The organism is Butyrivibrio sp. AE2032 (genome assembly GCF_000702965.1).
In genome coordinates this window covers 172,456-190,653 of record NZ_JNLF01000006.1, presented here as the reverse complement: position 1 = coordinate 190,653, position 18,198 = coordinate 172,456, and the positions used below count along the sequence as shown (strand labels likewise).

At 39.3% G+C, this 18,198-nt stretch carries 20 protein-coding genes; 2 read left to right on the top strand and 18 right to left on the bottom strand.

All coding sequences use genetic code 11. From position 1 onward, the window contains the following. Positions 1–2 precede the first annotated feature (2 nt). On the top strand, positions 3–809 hold the full coding sequence (locus BO18_RS29110) for a response regulator (RefSeq protein WP_051689288.1): 807 nt from the start codon (positions 3–5) through the stop codon (positions 807–809). 61 nt (positions 810–870) lie between these two features. Then, on the top strand, positions 871–1,278 hold the full coding sequence (locus BO18_RS29105; RefSeq protein WP_034452187.1) for a TerB family tellurite resistance protein: 408 nt from the start codon (positions 871–873) through the stop codon (positions 1,276–1,278). A gap of 71 nt (positions 1,279–1,349) precedes the next feature. On the opposite strand, the gene dhaK is transcribed toward BO18_RS29105, so the two are convergent. The 18 genes from dhaK to mreB form a co-directional block, all read right to left on the bottom strand. Further along, a complete protein-coding gene (gene dhaK, locus BO18_RS29100) occupies positions 1,350–2,345 on the bottom strand; it encodes a dihydroxyacetone kinase subunit DhaK (RefSeq protein ID WP_034452186.1) in 996 nt (331 codons plus the stop codon). A 13-nt stretch (positions 2,346–2,358) separates the two neighbouring features. Beyond that, positions 2,359–2,754: a dihydroxyacetone kinase phosphoryl donor subunit DhaM gene (gene dhaM / locus BO18_RS29095; protein ID WP_034452184.1), complete on the bottom strand. Its 396-nt coding sequence runs from the start codon at positions 2,752–2,754 to the stop codon at positions 2,359–2,361. 4 nt (positions 2,755–2,758) lie between these two features. After that, positions 2,759–3,379, bottom strand: a complete 621-nt coding sequence (gene dhaL, locus BO18_RS29090; RefSeq protein ID WP_034452181.1) for a dihydroxyacetone kinase subunit DhaL — start codon at positions 3,377–3,379, stop codon at positions 2,759–2,761. A 168-nt stretch (positions 3,380–3,547) separates the two neighbouring features. Further along, complete coding sequence (locus BO18_RS29085; RefSeq protein ID WP_034452179.1) at positions 3,548–4,141, bottom strand: DUF6033 family protein; 594 nt, start codon at positions 4,139–4,141, stop codon at positions 3,548–3,550. A gap of 202 nt (positions 4,142–4,343) precedes the next feature. Further along, on the bottom strand, positions 4,344–4,976 hold the full coding sequence (locus tag BO18_RS29080) for a cytidylate kinase-like family protein (protein ID WP_034452176.1): 633 nt from the start codon (positions 4,974–4,976) through the stop codon (positions 4,344–4,346). Between the two features lie 50 nt (positions 4,977–5,026). After that, positions 5,027–5,959: an RluA family pseudouridine synthase gene (locus tag BO18_RS29075; protein ID WP_034452174.1), complete on the bottom strand. Its 933-nt coding sequence runs from the start codon at positions 5,957–5,959 to the stop codon at positions 5,027–5,029. Continuing rightward, the gene (gene lspA / locus BO18_RS29070; protein WP_051689287.1) at positions 5,959–6,501 is read right to left on the bottom strand and encodes a signal peptidase II; all 543 of its coding nucleotides are present in this window, start codon (positions 6,499–6,501) and stop codon (positions 5,959–5,961) included. The genes BO18_RS29075 and lspA overlap by 1 nt, the downstream gene beginning before the upstream one ends. Before the next feature lie 18 nt (positions 6,502–6,519). Then, positions 6,520–7,623 carry a 3-dehydroquinate synthase gene (gene aroB, locus BO18_RS29065; RefSeq protein WP_034452173.1) on the bottom strand — a complete coding sequence of 368 codons (1,104 nt, stop codon included), beginning with the start codon at positions 7,621–7,623 and terminating at the stop codon, positions 6,520–6,522. Between the two features lie 63 nt (positions 7,624–7,686). After that, the gene (locus BO18_RS29060; RefSeq protein WP_034452172.1) at positions 7,687–8,214 is read right to left on the bottom strand and encodes a cell division protein SepF; all 528 of its coding nucleotides are present in this window, start codon (positions 8,212–8,214) and stop codon (positions 7,687–7,689) included. Between the two features lie 84 nt (positions 8,215–8,298). After that, a complete protein-coding gene (locus BO18_RS29055) occupies positions 8,299–9,870 on the bottom strand; it encodes an HlyD family efflux transporter periplasmic adaptor subunit (RefSeq protein ID WP_185752630.1) in 1,572 nt (523 codons plus the stop codon). A gap of 84 nt (positions 9,871–9,954) precedes the next feature. Then, a complete protein-coding gene (locus BO18_RS29050) occupies positions 9,955–10,374 on the bottom strand; it encodes a hypothetical protein (RefSeq protein WP_034452171.1) in 420 nt (139 codons plus the stop codon). A 69-nt stretch (positions 10,375–10,443) separates the two neighbouring features. Beyond that, a complete protein-coding gene (locus tag BO18_RS29045; RefSeq protein WP_242856622.1) occupies positions 10,444–11,409 on the bottom strand; it encodes a D-alanyl-D-alanine carboxypeptidase family protein in 966 nt (321 codons plus the stop codon). Next, positions 11,393–11,788 (bottom strand): methylglyoxal synthase, encoded by a 396-nt coding sequence (gene mgsA, locus BO18_RS29040; protein ID WP_034452167.1) that lies wholly within the window; start codon positions 11,786–11,788, stop codon positions 11,393–11,395. Before mgsA ends, BO18_RS29045 begins: the two co-directional genes overlap by 17 nt. Before the next feature lie 5 nt (positions 11,789–11,793). After that, complete coding sequence (locus BO18_RS29035; RefSeq protein ID WP_034452164.1) at positions 11,794–12,924, bottom strand: FtsW/RodA/SpoVE family cell cycle protein; 1,131 nt, start codon at positions 12,922–12,924, stop codon at positions 11,794–11,796. 9 nt (positions 12,925–12,933) lie between these two features. Continuing rightward, entirely contained in the window at positions 12,934–15,792 is a 2,859-nt protein-coding gene (locus BO18_RS29030) for a penicillin-binding transpeptidase domain-containing protein (RefSeq protein ID WP_034452162.1), read from the bottom strand. After that, positions 15,785–16,309: a rod shape-determining protein MreD gene (mreD, locus tag BO18_RS29025; protein WP_034452159.1), complete on the bottom strand. Its 525-nt coding sequence runs from the start codon at positions 16,307–16,309 to the stop codon at positions 15,785–15,787. The genes BO18_RS29030 and mreD overlap by 8 nt, the downstream gene beginning before the upstream one ends. A gap of 8 nt (positions 16,310–16,317) precedes the next feature. Further along, the gene (gene mreC, locus BO18_RS29020) at positions 16,318–17,187 is read right to left on the bottom strand and encodes a rod shape-determining protein MreC (protein WP_034452157.1); all 870 of its coding nucleotides are present in this window, start codon (positions 17,185–17,187) and stop codon (positions 16,318–16,320) included. Continuing rightward, positions 17,188–18,192: a rod shape-determining protein gene (gene mreB, locus BO18_RS29015; protein ID WP_034452154.1), complete on the bottom strand. Its 1,005-nt coding sequence runs from the start codon at positions 18,190–18,192 to the stop codon at positions 17,188–17,190. It lies immediately after the preceding gene. Between the last annotated feature and the right edge of the window lie 6 nt (positions 18,193–18,198).

The window sequence follows — 18,198 nt, the reverse complement described above, 5'->3', positions numbered from 1 at the left end:
ATATGGTTCAAAAGAGTAAAAAGGGTCAACCGGGAAAGAACAATGTGCTGATAATCAGCTCTCAGGAAAAGTTTTCCGTTCATGGAATGGAAATGAAGCTTAATGAGATAGGATTTAACAGCACTTATGTGCCTCTTGATATAAAAGTACTTCAGGAAGAAGCTGAAAGCAGTGAACTGATCGTCTATTATATGGACGAAACAGTTAATGATGATCCAGCTTTTTTGGTATTCCTGAAGGATCTTTGCATGGAAAAGGAGAAGAACCTCATCCTCATTGGCAGAAGAGATGAATATAATGAGATCATCAAAACCGTGCCTTTGGAGTGCATTACAGCCTGGTTTGAAAGACCTTTAGAGATGAAGGCTTTTCTTGATAAGGTTGTGGAACAGTTCGATAAGTTGATGGTTCAGGGCATGCGTAAAACAATACTTATCGTAGATGACGACGTGACCTATATGCAGATGATACGTGAATGGCTTAAGGACAGTTATCAGGTTGTAATGGTCAATTCAGGAATAAAGGCCATTAAATGGCTGGCAGGAAACAAAGTTGATCTGGTTTTGTTAGATTACAATATGCCAATTACCAGTGGACCACAGATTTTCCAGATGCTTAAAAGTGATGTTGATACAGACGAAGTTCCAATAATGTTTCTTACTGGAATGCAGAATAAAGAAAGCGTTATGACAGCCATGAGACTTCGTCCTGCAGATTATCTTTTGAAGAGTATTAGCCGAAACGAACTCAAGGATAAACTGGATAAATACTTCGAAATGCAAAAGGCCAGGGTTAAGGCGGGATTGTGATATCATTGCGTTAAATTCCGGTTTAATGAAATAATCTATATATAAATACCGAGGTGATTGAATGTTCCTACATTTGCTTGTAGATAGGGAAAAGGAAGCTTTTATCGATCTTGCCCGGCTTGCAGCCGGTTGTAATAATGATATAACTGATGAACAGGAAATAATGCTTGAACAATACTGTGATGAAATGGGTATTTCTTTTCCCATGAGCCATGCTAAATCACTTGATGAGATCATCGATTTTTTCAAAGAATCCTCCTATCAAAACAGAAAAATGGTTGTCTTTGAAATAATAGGCTTACTGTTTTCTGATGGAAATTTTGATGAAAATGAAATGGCATTCGTGAAAAAAATGGCCAATGCACTGGGTGTAAGCAAAGAAACTGTTGAGGAAATGTTTGAACTAAATACCAGGTATTTGGCAATTCTTCATGATATTCTATGTATTATCGAGGATGAAAACAGCTGATTTTAGCAAAAACAGACCAGAGACTTATAAAAGCCTCTGGTCTTTCTTTTATAATATTAGTGAAAAAATTATCAAGCCTGTACAAATGCAGGTGTATCAGCAGGTGCATCAAGAAGCTTTTTAAGTTCATCATCTACTTTCAAAAGTGTGATTGAGAATCCTTCCATATCAAGGGATGTCATGTAATTACCTACAAGAGTCTTATAAACCTTGATATTTTTCTTTGTAAGCTCTTCTGCAAGGTGCTTATTGGCAACGAAAAGTTCCATAAGAGGAGTTCCGCCCATTCCGTTGACCATAACAGCAACCTCATCTCCTGCATTGTAAATACCTTCTGCAAGTATCTTGTTAAGGAGCTTATCTACGATATCGTTGACAGGGCTGATCTTTTCGCGGTTAACACCAGGCTCACCATGGATACCAATTCCGATCTCAACCTCATCTTCTGCCAGATCAAAGCTTGGCTTTCCGGCTGCAGGAACTGTGCAGGCATCAACGGCCATACCCATGGAACGAACATTTTCTATAACCTTTTCAGCAACTTTCTTTACATCAGCAAGGCTTCCACCAGCTTCTGCGCAAGCGCCGGCAAGCTTATGAACGAAGATTGTTCCTGCTATTCCTCTTCTGCCTGTTGTCCAGGTACTGTTTTCAACAGCAACATCGTCAGCAGTAATAACCTGATCAACTTCAATGCCTTCATCTCTGGCCATATCAGCTGCCATCTCAAAGTTCATAACATCGCCGGTATAATTCTTGATTACAAGAAGAACGCCTTTTCCACCGTCAGCAGCCTTAATAGCCTCAAAAATCTGATCAGGTGTAGGAGAAGTAAATACTGCGCCGGCAATGGCTCCGTCAAGCATTCCCTTACCTACATAGCCACCGTGTGCCGGCTCATGTCCTGATCCACCACCGGATACAAGGGCAACTTTGCCCTTAGAGCCGCCAGCTCTGACAACTACATCAAAGCCATCAAGCCTTCTAAGATACTGCGGATAAGCTGCGATCATACCATCCAGCATCTCATCAACTACATTGTCGACCCCATTGATTAGTTTCTTCATTTCTGCCTCCTTATTAGTTATTTATTTTTTTCACAGTCCGTGTCTGCTCCGCGGCTGCGATAACATCCTCTATCTTACTTCCACAAACAGCTGTAACAGCTGCAGCTATAGCGCCTTCTACAACAGGTGCATCAGCAAGACGGGCATCAATATTCTCATCCTCTAATAGTTCGATGGCTGTTTCTGCGCTCATAATTCCGCTTCCAAGATCAGCAAGTAGAACAACACCGTCGCCATCATTGGCAGCTTTTATGGCTTCAGAAATCCTGACAGCATCTGTTCCAATTTCCTTATCTTCAAGTCCACCGGCGCAGATAATACCCTTATGTGCAGAAGCTATCTGGTCTGTTAGGTCTTTTATTCCTTCAGCTATCTTCCAGCTATGCGATACGATTACAAGTCCAACCATCTGATCACCCCTTTAAAAAGTCTCTTATAACTTCAAGTGTCATTGTTGCTGAGGTCGCACCTGGATCCTGATGACCGATACTCCTGTCGCCAAGATAGCTTGCGCGTCCCTTGGTGGCAGCAATAGTCTTGGTGAATTCGATTCCTTCATTTGCTGCCTCGCAAGCTGCATCAAGACCATCAACTAAAGAGCCTCCCTCATCAACCTTGGAAGCAAAAGCATCATGAGCAGGAATAAGTGAGTCAAGCATTGTCTTTTCGCCCTTTTCAGCCTTACCTCTCTTTTGTATACCGGCAATCGCTGCTTCTAAAGCAAGCTTAAAATCTTCTGCAGAAAGGCTATCCTTACCGGCAAGAACCTTTGCAGCTTCCATATAGGCTGTTCCATACAAGGGTCCGGATGCACCACCTACAGTAGATAAAAGAGTCATTCCTGTCTTTTTAAGTGCTGCACCAAGATCAGCTTCATCAGGTGAAACCTTCTCGATCACAGACTGAAAACCTCTGGCCATATTAACACCGTGGTCAGCATCCCCAATTTCTCTGTCCAGGTCTGTCAAAAAATCCTTGTTCTCAATAATCTTTTCTCCAATACACTTTAAGCAGTCATATACTCTGGTCGACATATACAATTTGCCCTCCACTTTATAATTTTTTAATACCCTGCATAGTATATTATAACAAATAGACAGTAAAATAACACAATTATCTATACAAAATATACAAGATTTAACCAATTTTATTTACAATAAAAAACCTCCACAGCTGCCTGCGGAGGTTTCCCGGATAGTTATTTAATTTGCTTTTTCAGCTTTTGCTGAAATAAGGTTTTGGATAAGATCATCCATGGAATCTGCTTTGAAAGAATTTCCATTGATATCGGCAAAGAATTTCATATTGCCGTTTTTATCCATTTGTATTCCAAAATTGGATATCTCATCACTTTCGTCGGTATTTCCACCGATCTTTTCACTCATGTCACTAATGGACTTCATGGCATCATCAATCTGCCCCAGTAATTTGTTCTTAGCTTCCTCGTCTGCCGGATCCTCAGAAGCAAGAAGCTTCATTTCATCCTCGCTAAGAATAATGCTGTATTCCAGATCTCCGCCAATCTGAGAAAGATCATCATTAGGACCAGCTACGAAAACGTCGGCATTGTCATATTTCTTCTGGAGAAGGTCTACAACCTTTCCATACATCTCGACTTCGGGAGAAAGCTCAACCTTTGCACTCTCACCAAAGAGATTACCAATGCCTTCTGTTTTCTTTTGAACTTTCTCCTTCGAAGGCCCTCTCGGATTTTTGGAAATTGTTCCATTCCTTACAGGAGTAGTATCTTTACTATGGAACAGTTGGTTAATATTGCCATTAATGCCGTTAGCCATATTCTTCCTCCTTGAAAGATACACACAGAATCCTTTCTGCGGTTACAAAAATGTATAATAGCCCTAGTATTAATAGTCTTCAGTTTGAGGTCAGTATAACACCCGCTGCTTGAAAATATTATTAAATATGTATTAAAGTTACCCCAAAAAGAAAAAAACTTCCAAAAAACCAAAGGTCTTTTGGAAGTAAAATTTCATTGCATTATTTATTGGCCTGTTCGAAATCTTCAATGTATTGAATAATAAACTTAACAGTTCCATCTATGCCAAGAATACTTGAATTTATGCAAAGATCATAGCTGTCAGCCCTTCCCCATTTCTTGGAGGAATAATAGTTGTAATAGCTCTGACGCTGCTTATCCTTTTTATTCATCATCTCTCTGGCTTTGTCATCAGTATTAACGTCGTCAAATCTTTCTTTGATCCTTTTTATCTTAGTCTCCTCATCGCCATGAATAAAGAGATTTAAGACGTTCTTATAATCTGAAAGAGCATAATCAGCGCATCTTCCAACAATTACACAAGGACCTTCATCAGCAATCTTCTTAATGGTATCAAACTGTGCCAAAAAGACCTTATGACTAATTGGCATATCAACAAAACTTGATGCGTTATAACCAAAGGAATATGTATCCATAACCAGGTTATAAAGGAATGAATTAGTAGGTCTCTCATCATGATTCTGGATCATTTCCTCACAGAATCCACTTTCCTTGGCTGCTCTGCTAAGTAACTCCTTATCATAGCAGTTAATTCCAAAGTGCTGCGCGACCTTTTCCCCAATTTCTCTTCCGCCTGAACCAAACTGACGACCAATGGTAATAATTGTGTTCATACAAGTCACCCCTTTGCATCAATATTTTTCTGCTATACCCTTATTTTATACTATTTTAGCACCTCAATCAAATGGGAAAAGTACTCAGGCAAGGGTGCATCTACTTCTACATACTCAGAGGTTGTAGGATGGATGAAACCAAGGGTCTTTGCATGCAGACATTGTCCCTGAAGCTTGAATTTACTCTTTCTACCTGGTGCATAGACCTCATCTCCCAATAAAGGATGCCCGATATGAGCCATATGTACCCTTATCTGATGAGTTCTTCCTGTTTTTAATCTGCATTCCACATAGGTAAAACCATCCTCGTAAAAGCGCTTTATTACCTTAATATGAGTAAATGCATTCTTTCCGCCCTGTTTAACTACAGCCATTTTCTTACGGTCTGTTGCACTTCTTCCGATAGGAGCGTCAATATCAAGCTCATCTTCTTTTATGACCCCATAGCAGATGGCATGATAAACTCTGTTGATGGAATGTTCTTTAAGCTGAGAGGCAATATTCTGGTGAGAGGCATCATTTTTACAGATAATTACAGATCCGGTAGTATCCTTATCAATTCTGTGAACAATACCGGGCCTTAAAACTCCGTTAATGCCCGAAAGATTATCCATGCAGTGATACATAATGCCATTGACCAGTGTGCCTTCATAGTGACCGGCTGCCGGATGTACCACCATATCCTTAGGTTTATTAACAATGACTACATCATCATCCTCATATAGAATATCAAGAGGAATGTCTTCAGGCTTGATCTGCGGAAGTTCAACAGGAGGGATTTCCATATATATCCTGTCCCCTTCGCTTACACTAAAGGAGGCCTTCACATTTTTATCATTGCAAAAGACCTTTTTGTCATCGATAAGCTTTTTGATATAAGTCCTGGAAAGATTATCCATAAGTTCGCTTATAAGCTTATCAATTCTGTATCCTTCATATTCATCTGTAACAACAAAATCAAATCTGTCGTTATTTCTTTCCATTATTTGATTTCCCTGAATTTCTTGTGCTGTTTAAAGCTTAAGAAGTTAAAGTCATTTTCCTTGTAGTAAAAAAGGAAAAGAATTACAAAAAGAAATGTTGAAACAGTTACATAAATATCCGCCACATTAAAAATGGGGAAGTTAATGATAACAAAGTATATGAAATCAACAACATAGTCCTGTCTAACCCTGTCAATCAGGTTTCCTGCTGCTCCACTGGCAATAAGAACAAGAAGAATGTGCAGCACATTATACTTCTTATCATCAGGCATTCTAAAAAGAACATATGCAATGATAAAAAGAATAAGCACAGCAACCAGTATAAAGAATACCTTCTGATTCTGAAGCATTCCGAAGGCTGCTCCTGAATTCTTAAGGAAATTCAGTTCAAGAACACCATCTATTATTTTAAAAGCCGGTTTATCCTGAAGATATATGCATGCAAGGTACTTAGTGAACTGATCTAAAGCTACTAAAAGAACAATCAGCACAATATCTACTGCCAGGAATATTTTCTTTTTCTTAGACATCTTTGTATTCATAATTCTACATCCTTACAATCAATCGTTATTCTCAATATAGATAAGTTCATCAAGAGCATCAGACATTTCCTGTCTGGTAACTGTATCGTCTATAAATGCCTTACCTATCTTTTTCAGAAGAACAAATTTAATCTTTCCTGAATCTGACTTCTTATCAGACTTTGTAATATCAAGAATCGCTTCTTTGTCCACACTGTCTATTGAAATAGGCAGATTGAAAGGAACAAACATATCCCTGATCTCATAGTATTCTTCCATGGAAATAAGCTGTCTTTTCCAGGAAATAAAAGCAGCTGCTATTGCTCCAAGGGCCACACATTCTCCATGGTACATTTCAAAATTCATATACTTTTCAATTGCATGACCAAGGGTATGACCAAAGTTAAGAAGTGCTCTTTCACCCTTTTCTGTGGGATCCTTTTCAACAACAGCTCTCTTAATCTCACAACTTCTCATAACCATTTCAAGGAGAATATCAGGCTCCTTGTCATTGATCTCATACATATTCTCAATAAGCCAGGTATAGAAATTCTGATCCTTAATAAGTCCATGCTTCATAACTTCTGCAAAGCCGGAAGCATATTGTCTGTCGCTCAAGGTATTAAGTGTGTTTACATTCATATAAACCAGTCTTGGCATATAAAAAGCGCCAACCATGTTTTTAACGCCCCCAAGATCAACACCGGTCTTACCGCCTATGCTGGAATCTGTCTGTGCAAGAAGTGTTGTTGGAACCTGAACGAAAGATACACCACGAAGATAAGTAGCAGCTGTAAAGCCACACATATCGCCAACTACGCCACCTCCAAGGGCTATCAAAAGGTCGTGTCTGTCAAAGTGTCTTTCAATAAGAAATTCGTATATCTTCCTGATCTCGTCAAGGTTTTTATTGCTTTCCCCTGCAGGAATCGCATAACTGACAACAGTGTCACTAGCCTCAGAAAGGCATTCACAAACCTCTTTTGCATATAATTTTTCAACATTAGTGTCAGTAATAACCGCTATTTTTCTATCTTTAAATCCAAGGTCTGAAATCTCTTTTCCTAAAGAGCTAAAATCAGTTGTAAAAACGATATCATAGCAGGGCTTATTCTGATAGTTTACTGTAATTCTGTTTTCCATTTCATCCTCTTTTCGTAAAAAAAGGCTGTTGACTGTAAATCTACATGTCAACAGCCTGATGCTTTAATCTATCTGCTGTGGGCCTTCTGAAATGCCACCACCAAATGTTCCTGATAAAATATTCTGGAAATCACCGGAAATATCAACAGAAGCGGGTGTGATAATAAATATATATCTTGAAATCTTCTGAAGATTACCTGAAATTGCAAAACATGAACCGGATGTGAAATCTATGATCCTTTGAGCTATATCTACATCAAGTCCCTCAAGATTAAGTACTACAGTACGATTAGCAAGAAGGGTCTCTGTTATCTCTCTGGCATCCTCAACTGATGTAGGTTTTATAACACAAACCTCCATACCGGCAGCTGAAAGTGATTTCTTCCTTGAAGGAGTTGTCTTGGGAGTTGTCTTTTTAAGCTTCTCCTCGGCAACCTCTATACTGGGATCATCCTTACCTATAGGTGCAGAGTTATTTATGGCCTCTACCTTAGATGGGCTATCATAATAACTATCATCTGCATCATAATAACTACTGTCGTCTTCCCCATTAAGCTGAATTGCTTTTAAAAATTTATCCATAACGCTCATAGTATTATGCACTCCTCACATTTAATCCCAACAAATCTATAATATTTTATCGTAATATGACACAATATGTCAACAATTGTAACGTTATTCTTCAGTGGATTCCTCGGCTGGGCCTTCCTCTTCAACTGGAATATCTGACTCATCTTCAGGAGCAAGCTCTGATTCTCCCATATCATCACCTGATTCTCCTGTAACAGCTTCATTATCATTTCTGATATCATAAGAACTGTCACTTGTGTCAGAATTTTCTGCTTCAAGTCCGCTCTTTGCCTTAGAATCAACAGTAAGAGCATCAAGAACAATATAGTCAAAAACATTTAGACCATAAGTGGTATTGGACTTAACAATAGAATATTCATCATTCTGATAAAGGATTTTGATCTGCCTGAAATCAGCATATCCTTTATTGATATTGTAAACACCGATAAGAGAATCGGTTTTACTTACAGTATATCTTTGATTAGAGTCTGTAAGGATCAGAGTGTCACCACTTCTTAAGGCATCAGTATCAAGATAATACTGGGTTTCATCCTCATTATAAATAGTAATTGGAATGAACTCCGAAGTCTCTTTTCCCTGTTCATCGTATTTAACACGAAGAACACCGGTTTCATTTTCATTATTCTTAATTATGTAGCTCTTAGGAACAAGATAAAAACTCCTGTTTACAATAGATGAATTAGGAATCTTTAATCCTGTCTCATCTTCTGTAATAAGCTCAATATTAAGGAATCTGTCCCTGCAGAAGGTGATCATGGAATTAGTGAAAGTAAGCTGCACAAATGTATCCCCATCAGCATTTGTGAAGGTACTTACTTTTCCCCAGGATTCATTCTGATTTTTGATGAATCTAACCTTAACATATTCAAGTTCAACAAGTTCCTGAACTTTTTCAGGATCATCCTCCTTAATGACAATAGACCACTCTTCACTGGTGCTTATTTTATATACAGGGTCTCCGGTCTTAACAAGATTATTGTTAATAAGCTGTGTTTTTGAATAGTTTGCCTCATCAAAAAGATCTGCAGTCATCTGCTCCAATGTAAGATTTTCATATCCATCTATTGAATAAATGACAATTCCTGTATCCGGAGCGTATCTGTAATCAATGGACTGAAGTGTTCCACTATTAGCATTAAGAGACTGGATATTAGATAAAATACTGTTGTTGGAAAGCTTCTGAACAGTACCGTCAAGGCTTACCTTAAAGTCATAAACAGTGTGAAAATCATGAGGATCAAATGATGAGTCAAAGTTTACAATCTGGGTTCGAAGTTCAGAAAGATCCTCGTCTCCAAGAGCAACCTCTTCAGAACCCTGAGACTTAAGATATTCCAAGAGCTGCCCGGACTCATCGACAGTATAAACCAGATTACCTACTGCTACTCTGCCACCTTCTGTAGCAAAATAGTTGATGTATCCGGCTGTATCACTTTCTATTATCTTTTCTGAACGAATAGCTATTGCGTCATAGATATTGTTAGTAGAAAGAGATCCCTCCATAACCTGGTATCCAACCATATGATCCCTGCGAAAATAAGTAATAACACTAATAATGATATATATCGCCATTACAGCAAAGAAAACCATACCAATATTGATGTTATTAAGATTCTTGGGATATTTTGTAACTTTGGTATTTCTGTTTCCTGCCATCTGTTACATATCCTTTAAATTCATCAATATATAAGCCGCGGATAGCCGCGGCTTATATATAAAAATATTCAACTTATTGTTTGATCAAAGTGAAATAACTACTTTAGACTTTACTGACTCTGGAAGTTCAGACTCATCAAGTGAAAGGCTCAGCACAAACTCTACCCCAAATTTTTCTGAAAGCTTTTCAAGCTTCCCAACTGTGTCTGTGATATCCTTGCCTTCGAGACATGAAATATTTAAAAAACTGTCAAAATACATTTGCTGGAGATCATGGTCCTGTGAAATGATACCACTGACGAATCCAATGAATTCATCAGGATTTGTGATCATAAAATCAGATACTACAATTAAACGGATCTTATTATTCAGTTCGTACATGTGCTTGGTGTTCTTGTCCAGAAAAACGACACTTCCAAGAACGTTCTTTACCTCGGTGTTAACCTTGTCCAACAGGCATTTAGTCTTTCCTTTTCCCTTTTTCCCAACAATTAACTGAACCATCGGCATACCCTCCTGCAAGTAAGAAATTTTATAAAATAATTATAGTTTATTAGGTGGTAAAAGACAACCTCAATTCACTATTTCATTGAGCAATAAGCTCATGTCTGTATAAAGTGTTCCGGAGTCTGTATCACGCATGATTACTGAAATGTATGGATTGCCACTTGTATCTCTAGCAAGAAGGATAAGACAATGTCCTGCTGCATTGGTAGTACCGGTCTTCCCTCCGATAACAGTTACACCAGTAGGCTGAGATTTCTCTCCCCTAAGATATGCATTTGTGTTATTTACTGTAATTTCCTTGGCTGTTCCCTTTGAATCCAGATAGCTTGTGGAATACTCATTCATATTGATGATCTCTGAAAATGTATCGTATTCCATGGCAGCATTAAAGATCAGATACAGATCATAAGCAGTTACGTAGTGATCATCATCAGAAAGGCCGTGAGGATTGATGAAATGTGAATTGGTAGCACCAATCTTTTTTGCCTCAGAATTCATTACAGCTACAAAATCATCTATAGAGCCGGAAATATTGGAAGCGATCAGGTTAGCAACATCATTGGCTGAATAGATAAGAAGAAGGTGCAGTGCCTGATCCAGCGTCATCCTGTCGCCCTCTTTTAAGTTGATCTTCTGGGCTCCGGACTCAGTTACGTATACATCACTTCCGGCCACAAGAACCTGATCCAAAGTACCGTACTTAAGAGCCACATAGGCAGTCATTACTTTGGTAAGGGACGCAGGATGAACCTGCATATGAACATTCTTTGCATATAAAGTCTCTTTATTGGATAAGTCAAAAAGACCTGCACTTGCTGTCTCTGAAATCTCCACTCCGGATTCATTTATATCAGAATCCACAACGCAAAGATCAGAAGCAAATGTAGGATAGACGTTTGAATCAGCCATATCGGAGGTCGAAGAGCCAACCGAATACTTGGCTGAATATGAAACACCGGCACAGCCGGTAGTAAATACAACACAAAGAATTACTGCACTAAATACTGAGAGCAGCTTATTTGTACATCTCACGCCACTCAAGATCTCCTCTGTCAAGTGATTTAATCAGCAGTTCAGCTGAAGCAAGGTTCGTAGCAACAGGAATATTGTGCATATCACAAAGAGTCATGACATTATTGATATCAGGCTCATGTGACTTTACAGTGAGAGGATCTCTAAGGAAAATAACAAGATCGATCTCATTATGTTCTATTGCTGCGCCAAGCTGCTGTGATCCCCCCAGATGTCCAGCAAGATATTTATGCACAGTAAGATTTGTAACCTCTTCAATAAGCCTTCCGGTCGTACCGGTAGCATAAAGATCATTTTTACTAAGAATACCCCTATAAGCTATGCAGAAATTCTGCATAAGTCTCTTTTTAGCATCGTGAGCAATTAATGCTATATTCATTAACGCTATACCCTCCCTATGATGTATTTATTGCCCTGCAGGCGTACGTTTAATACAAATCCAATGCCTGCATAGACACTGATAAGCGATGTGAGTCCATAACTTACAAACGGAAGCGGAATACCTGTATTAGGCATAACTCCTGTTGCAACACCCATATTAAGGAATCCCTGGAAACCTACCCAGGCTCCAACACCGGCAGCGATCACCTGTCCTGCCATATTCTTGGCTCTCATGGATATCATAAAGCACCTTATGGCAATGAGTACTATAAGAGCAACCACAAGGCAAGCACCGACAAAGCCAAATTCTTCGCCAATAACCGTAAAAATAAAGTCTGTCTGAGACTCGGAAATGAATCCACCATTGAGAACCGAACTGATCTCATTGGTATTATAACCCTTACCATAAAGCTGTCCTGAACCTATAGCCATCATGGAATTCAGAGTCTGGTATGCATCTGAATTGGCATAGTCTTCCGGATGAAGCCATGCAAGGATACGCCTTTGCTGATAGTCGTGAAGAATACTGCTCTCTCCCTGAACGGCATTATAAATAATAAAAAGTGCCAGCGGGATTGCAGTTCCCAGTACAAAAGCTACAATCTTCCAGTTAATACCGGCCACAAATATGATGGAAGCAAATATTATCATGACCATGATACAGGTAGAAAGATCAGGCTGAGATGCAATCAGCAAAAGAGGAACTGCCAGGAACAACAGGCATATGACGATAAAACCAAGGTTCTTGACCTTATCCTTATATTTCATAATAAACTGCGCATAAAATAAAATCAATAAAATTTTGGCAGTCTCTGATGGCTGAAAGGTAATACCAAACAGGTTTATCCACCTCTGGGCACCATTGGTACTGGAGCCCAAAGGAGAAAGAACAAGACCTAAAAGAACAATATTCGTCAAATAACAGATAATGTAAAACTTAACGAACCACATGTAGTCAAGAAGGGATAAAAAGACCATGATACCGATTCCAAGAGCCATACCTGCAATCTGCTTGTTCTTGGAGCCGGGATCAGCGGAACTGATCGACATTATTCCTATTACCGTTAAGCCAATGACCATCAGGACCAGCGCAAAATCGTAGTCGATGATCTTATATTTCTTAAAATAATCCATAAGTAATCCTTAATCAGCGTTTGTGGCACCATCCTGAAGTGTCTGCGCTGTTCCAGAGATAATATCATCCTCATCTCTAAGTTCAAAGTAATATGATAATGCTTCTTTTGTAATCTGAGCTGCGTAACTGGAAGTATAACCATAAGCTATACGCGTAGCTATTGCTATCTCAGGTTTTTCATAAGGTGCATAGCAGACAAAGAGTGAATGGTTCGGCCTTGATGCTGATTCCTGTGCTGTACCGGTCTTACCGGCTACAGCTACTCCAAGATTAGCGTAGTAGGATTTATCCTGAACCACCTGTCTCATTCCTGTATGAATAGCATTCCAGTAGGAAGCTGGCATATCAACAGTATTTCTTATGGTCGCACTGTATTCTTCCAGAAGGTTACCGTTAGAATCTGTAGTCTTATCAATAAGAGTAAGGTTATAACAGGTTCCGTTGTTGGCAACAGTAGTTACATATCTCGCAAGACCAACTGTTGTATATGAATGAGAACCCTGACCAATGGCTGAACGAACAGCGTCCTGATCTGAAACCTGAGGCTCTGACTCTGCTATCTCAATGCCTGACTTCTCAGTAAGACCATAAAGATCTGCATATTTAGCAAGCTTTTGAAGACCAATCTCAGGTGAGTAATTTCCACCTGTAAGTCCCAGCCTGTAACCCACTTCGTAAAAGAAAACGTTGCAGGAATTCCTGATTCCTCCTGTAACATTAAGTCCGCCGTGGCCTCGTGGATAGATCCAACAACGAGGACCCGGGTTAAACTTTTCAAAGATACCTCCGCAGTATATCACTGAGTCTGTAGTGATAACTCCTTCAGTAAGACCTGCTGTAGCTGATACCATCTTGAATGTGGAACCGGGAGCTGTCTTTTGCTGTGTTGCATAGTTGTAGAGCGGATTTGAATTATCGCTTCGAAGCTTAGCATAATAAGCTGCATCTACTCCGTTTGCCATAAGGTTATTGTCATATCCGGGATAAGATACTATGGCAAGTACATCTCCGGAATTGACATCGGTAACAACCATAGAACCTGTACATGGATCCAGAGCAAGCTGGGCCGGGGTAATGTCAAGGTTGGAAATTCTGTTGAGCATAAAGCTGTAAGCAGACTCTCCGCCTCTTTCCCAAAGTCCAAGCTCTTCCTCGTCAACATGAATATTTCCCTGCTCCACAAGGATATTGCAGACCTGTGTTCCTGATATATAGCCATCAAGTAACAGATATTTATAAAGCCTTGTCTGGAAATCATAGTCCTGAGAAAGCTCTTTTCCCACATATCTGACTATCTGATTAAAGATTTCTTCAGAATCAGCATACTGATTATCAATGGAAAGCTTGGAAACATCTACCCAGTTCATTGCTATTGTATATTTCAGATACTCAGCCAGGGAAATAGTCTCATCCTTAGTCCAGGCAATATACATTTCATCTTCTCTGTCCACCTTTGAAGAATCAATTATGCCATCAGAATATAGCATTGAGGCTATATGGCTCATATACCACTGATACTCCTTGGAGAGCTGATCATAAGGAGTCTTTTTGTCTGTGAGCTCAGCTTCAATTTCAGCAAGTACTGATGCGTTCTTGGTAACAAACTGCTCGTAAACAGCTCTTTCGCTCTCCTTGGCATCAGCTGCATTCAAATGGCTGATATCAATTACATCATTATCAAAAATGGCATAATAAACATCATATATCGGGATAACTATATTGCTGGAGCTTGATGTAGAGGTATATGTATAAGTCTTAACGTTCTGGATCTTGGATGCCAGAATTCCAGCCAGTGACTGCTCGATAATGTTGTAGCAGGCCTCTGTCAGTTCCTTATCAATAGTCAGATAAACATCATTTCCTGCAACAGAATCCACATAGTTACTGGTCTCGATAACCTGACCGGTGTTATCAACATAAACAGTCTCTGATCCCTTTGTTCCCTGAAGAACACTTTCCATGGACTGCTCAATACCAGACTTACCTACAGTATCATTAAGACCGTAACTTGGATTTTCCTGAATAAGACTTGCCAGTTCATCCTCTGAAATCTTACCTGTGTAGCCTAAAAGCTGGGAAAAATATATCGAGTCAACATATTTTCTTGCAGTACTCTCCTCTATGGAAACACCTGCAAGATTAGAAGCATTCTCCATAACATCAGCCACAGTTTTCTCGCTGACATCAGAGGCAACTGTGGTATCAATATACTTCTGGTATGAATTCTGGCTCATGTTGTAGCGAATATTAAGGATTTTTAAGGCCCTGTCCTTTGTATATCCCTTTCCGGGAACAAACGTAGAGGAATCATCAGGATCATCATAATCGCCAATCTTGAAGTTCATGCACATATCCTCAATAACTTCATCAGCCGTCTTGGTCTTTTCCTCATATTTAAGGTCATTTACAGATGCATGCCCATAGACATCAGCAAGAAATCGAAGTAACTGATTGCCCTCTACCGTGAACTCATAAAAGTTCGCATCATTAACAATAATGCCAAAATCCTGGTCGACAGAATCGCCATTCTTTTCGATAATATCGATGAGTTCATTCAAAGTAGTGTTAATGGCCTTATGTCTTCCTGAACCGGATTTATAAACGTCCTCAATAGTAACTGAATTAGCCAGCTCATTATATGCAAGAAGCTTACCGTTTCTATCATAGATATTACCTCTTGCTGCCTGAATGGTTTTTTCTTTTTTGATCTTGAGCTTGAAAGTGTCCAGATAGTACTCGCCATTAATTACCTGCAGTGAAAAGAGCCTGTAGACCAAAATACAGCCCAGGATAATAAGAACTCCAGAAACAATGACTGCTCTGGAGGTTATAAACTTTATGATCCCCTCTTTGATATTGTTAAACAAACTTCTTGGCGCTCCTTAGCTCTTTTTCATCGATAGAATTATTGATCCACAGAATAAGCGGATAATAAAAGATAGCAACAAGTGCAGTATAAACAAGTTCCGGAATGATTATGTTGTTCATATAATATCCGATATCAAACTTTGTCCTGAAAAGAAACATCAGCACATAGCAGATAAATCCAAATATAAAGTCCGAGAGACTTATCACCAGGATAGGAATAGCAAGATTCTGGGTAAAAAACACATCGTGAAGTTTCCCGACAACAAATCCAATATACATATAGATCAGTGCATAAAATCCAATGTATGTTCCAAAGAAAATATCAACTAAAAGTCCACAAAAGAATCCTGTAAGAAGTCCCGATTTGTCTCCTCTGATAAACCCGGCAGATGCTGTAAAGATAATCAGAAGATTTGGAGTTACTCCACCAAAATCAATAACCCTGAACAACGTGGTCTGCAGGATAAAAGAAACAAGAATGAATATGAAGTTAAACAAAGGACGTCTGAAATTCATAATATACCTTAGTTACCTATGTTCTTCTTCTGATCCAGTAAAACAAGTACTTCGTTCATGTGTTCAAAATCCACAGCAGGTGTGATCCTTCCTGACTTGGTCAGGTTATTGGAATCCGCATCAATTGTGGAGATATAACCAATCAATATTCCGGGAAGATACTTATCGCTGATATTAGAGGTAACAACCTTGTCACCGATACTAACCTTATCTGCGTCATCAACAAGCTTGGAAAAACTGATATAACCCTGCCTGTACAGTTCAAGATCTCCGGAAACTATAAGATTATCTGAAGAAGCAAGAACCATACCACTAACAGCAGCATTATCAGCTATGATTGACTGTACCTTAGCCCAATCTGGGCCAACGTCTATTACTCTTCCAACAAGACCTCCACCGGCAATTACATTCATATCAGTCTGTATGCCATCATCAGAGCCTTTGTCAATTACAAAGGAGTGATACCAGTTTCCTGCGTCTTTGGCAATGATCCTGGCCCCGGTCTTTTGGTATTCCTCATACTGGGCATCCAGTTCGTAGAGGTTTCTTAGCTCAGTAAGTTCATACTTTTCCTGCTCTAAGTTGGTATTAGCCACAGTAAGCTCATCAATCTGAGCCTTGAGCTTCTCGTTTTCATCAAGAAGCCTTGTAATAGATGACAGCTTATCTGTTGTGTCCTGTAAAAATGAACCCACCGTAGTGATTCCCTTTTGAAAGGGCACAACAAAAACACCAGCGAAGGAGTTCAGTGGTCCAGTAAACAAGCTGGTGTTAAATGTTATGATTATAGTTCCTACACAGAGGATTGTTAAAATAAAGAGGAGATATTTACTTGGAAGTGTAAATTCTTCTCCTCTTCTCCTTACAATAGGACTCATTTATTTGTCCTCTTCTATTCCATATGCAAGAGCTTTGTACTGATCTTCTCTGATGATCTTTGCAAGTCCCATGGCAACAGAACCGACAGGATTTTCTGCAATATTAACGTTGAGGCCTACACCATTTGAAAGACGCTGAGCCAGATGGCATACCTGTGATGCTCCACCTGTCAGGTAAAGACCATGCTTGAAGATATCTGCAGCAAGTTCCGGTGGAGTCTTCTCAAGAGCAGCCTTGATATTGTCAAGGATCGCATCGAAGTTCTCGATAAGGGACTGATTGATTAGATCTGTAGGGATCTGTCTCTCAACAGGAAGTCCTGTAACAATGTCTCTTCCGTAAACAACAGCATCCTTGCCCTCTTTTTCAAAGTCCTTAAGAGAAATCTTAACGTTCTCAGAAGTCTTCTCACCAATAAGAAGTCCAAACTCTTTTCTGATCACGTTTCTGATGGACTCATCAAACTTCTTTCCACCAACCTTAATAAGCTTACTTACAACGATGCCTCTAAGAGAAAGGATAGAAATCTCTGTGGTATCATAACCAACGTTAACCACCAGAACACCCTGGGAGTTCATGACATCAACATTCATTCCAAGGCCGTCAGCCAGTGGCTTTTTAACCATCATGATCTTCTTAGCCTTGATGCCTGCGTCATTGATAAGATCGTGAAAAGCTCTTCTTTCTACCTCTGTTACATCCTTAGGTACAGCAATATATACCTCACAAGGCTTTACAGATCCCTTCATCTGATCTGTTATAAAGAGCTTTACCAAAGTCTCCATATGCTCGATATCAGCAATAACGCCGCTGTTAAGAGGATAAGAAATCTTTATCTTATCAGGAGCCTTCTCATACATATCATATGCTGAATTACCATAAGCAAAGACATTTGTCTTATTCTCAATGGCAATCATGTTCTTTTCTACTGTAAGTCCGTCCTCATCTCTGTTGTAAATCTTGATATTACTTGTACCAAGATCAATTCCAAATATATTAGCCAAAACAGC

Coding starts and splice junctions, on each gene's coding strand:
- BO18_RS29110 (WP_051689288.1), top strand. CDS start 3: ATGGTTCAAAAGAGTAAAAAGGGTCAACCGGGAAAGAACAATGTGCTG.
- BO18_RS29105 (WP_034452187.1), top strand. CDS start 871: ATGTTCCTACATTTGCTTGTAGATAGGGAAAAGGAAGCTTTTATCGAT.
- dhaK (WP_034452186.1), bottom strand. CDS start 2,345: ATGAAGAAACTAATCAATGGGGTCGACAATGTAGTTGATGAGATGCTG.
- dhaM (WP_034452184.1), bottom strand. CDS start 2,754: ATGGTTGGACTTGTAATCGTATCGCATAGCTGGAAGATAGCTGAAGGA.
- dhaL (WP_034452181.1), bottom strand. CDS start 3,379: ATGTCGACCAGAGTATATGACTGCTTAAAGTGTATTGGAGAAAAGATT.
- BO18_RS29085 (WP_034452179.1), bottom strand. CDS start 4,141: ATGGCTAACGGCATTAATGGCAATATTAACCAACTGTTCCATAGTAAA.
- BO18_RS29080 (WP_034452176.1), bottom strand. CDS start 4,976: ATGAACACAATTATTACCATTGGTCGTCAGTTTGGTTCAGGCGGAAGA.
- BO18_RS29075 (WP_034452174.1), bottom strand. CDS start 5,959: ATGGAAAGAAATAACGACAGATTTGATTTTGTTGTTACAGATGAATAT.
- lspA (WP_051689287.1), bottom strand. CDS start 6,501: ATGAATACAAAGATGTCTAAGAAAAAGAAAATATTCCTGGCAGTAGAT.
- aroB (WP_034452173.1), bottom strand. CDS start 7,623: ATGGAAAACAGAATTACAGTAAACTATCAGAATAAGCCCTGCTATGAT.
- BO18_RS29060 (WP_034452172.1), bottom strand. CDS start 8,214: ATGAGCGTTATGGATAAATTTTTAAAAGCAATTCAGCTTAATGGGGAA.
- BO18_RS29055 (WP_185752630.1), bottom strand. CDS start 9,870: ATGGCAGGAAACAGAAATACCAAAGTTACAAAATATCCCAAGAATCTT.
- BO18_RS29050 (WP_034452171.1), bottom strand. CDS start 10,374: ATGGTTCAGTTAATTGTTGGGAAAAAGGGAAAAGGAAAGACTAAATGC.
- mgsA (WP_034452167.1), bottom strand. CDS start 11,788: ATGAATATAGCATTAATTGCTCACGATGCTAAAAAGAGACTTATGCAG.
- BO18_RS29035 (WP_034452164.1), bottom strand. CDS start 12,924: ATGGATTATTTTAAGAAATATAAGATCATCGACTACGATTTTGCGCTG.
- mreD (WP_034452159.1), bottom strand. CDS start 16,309: ATGAATTTCAGACGTCCTTTGTTTAACTTCATATTCATTCTTGTTTCT.
- mreC (WP_034452157.1), bottom strand. CDS start 17,187: ATGAGTCCTATTGTAAGGAGAAGAGGAGAAGAATTTACACTTCCAAGT.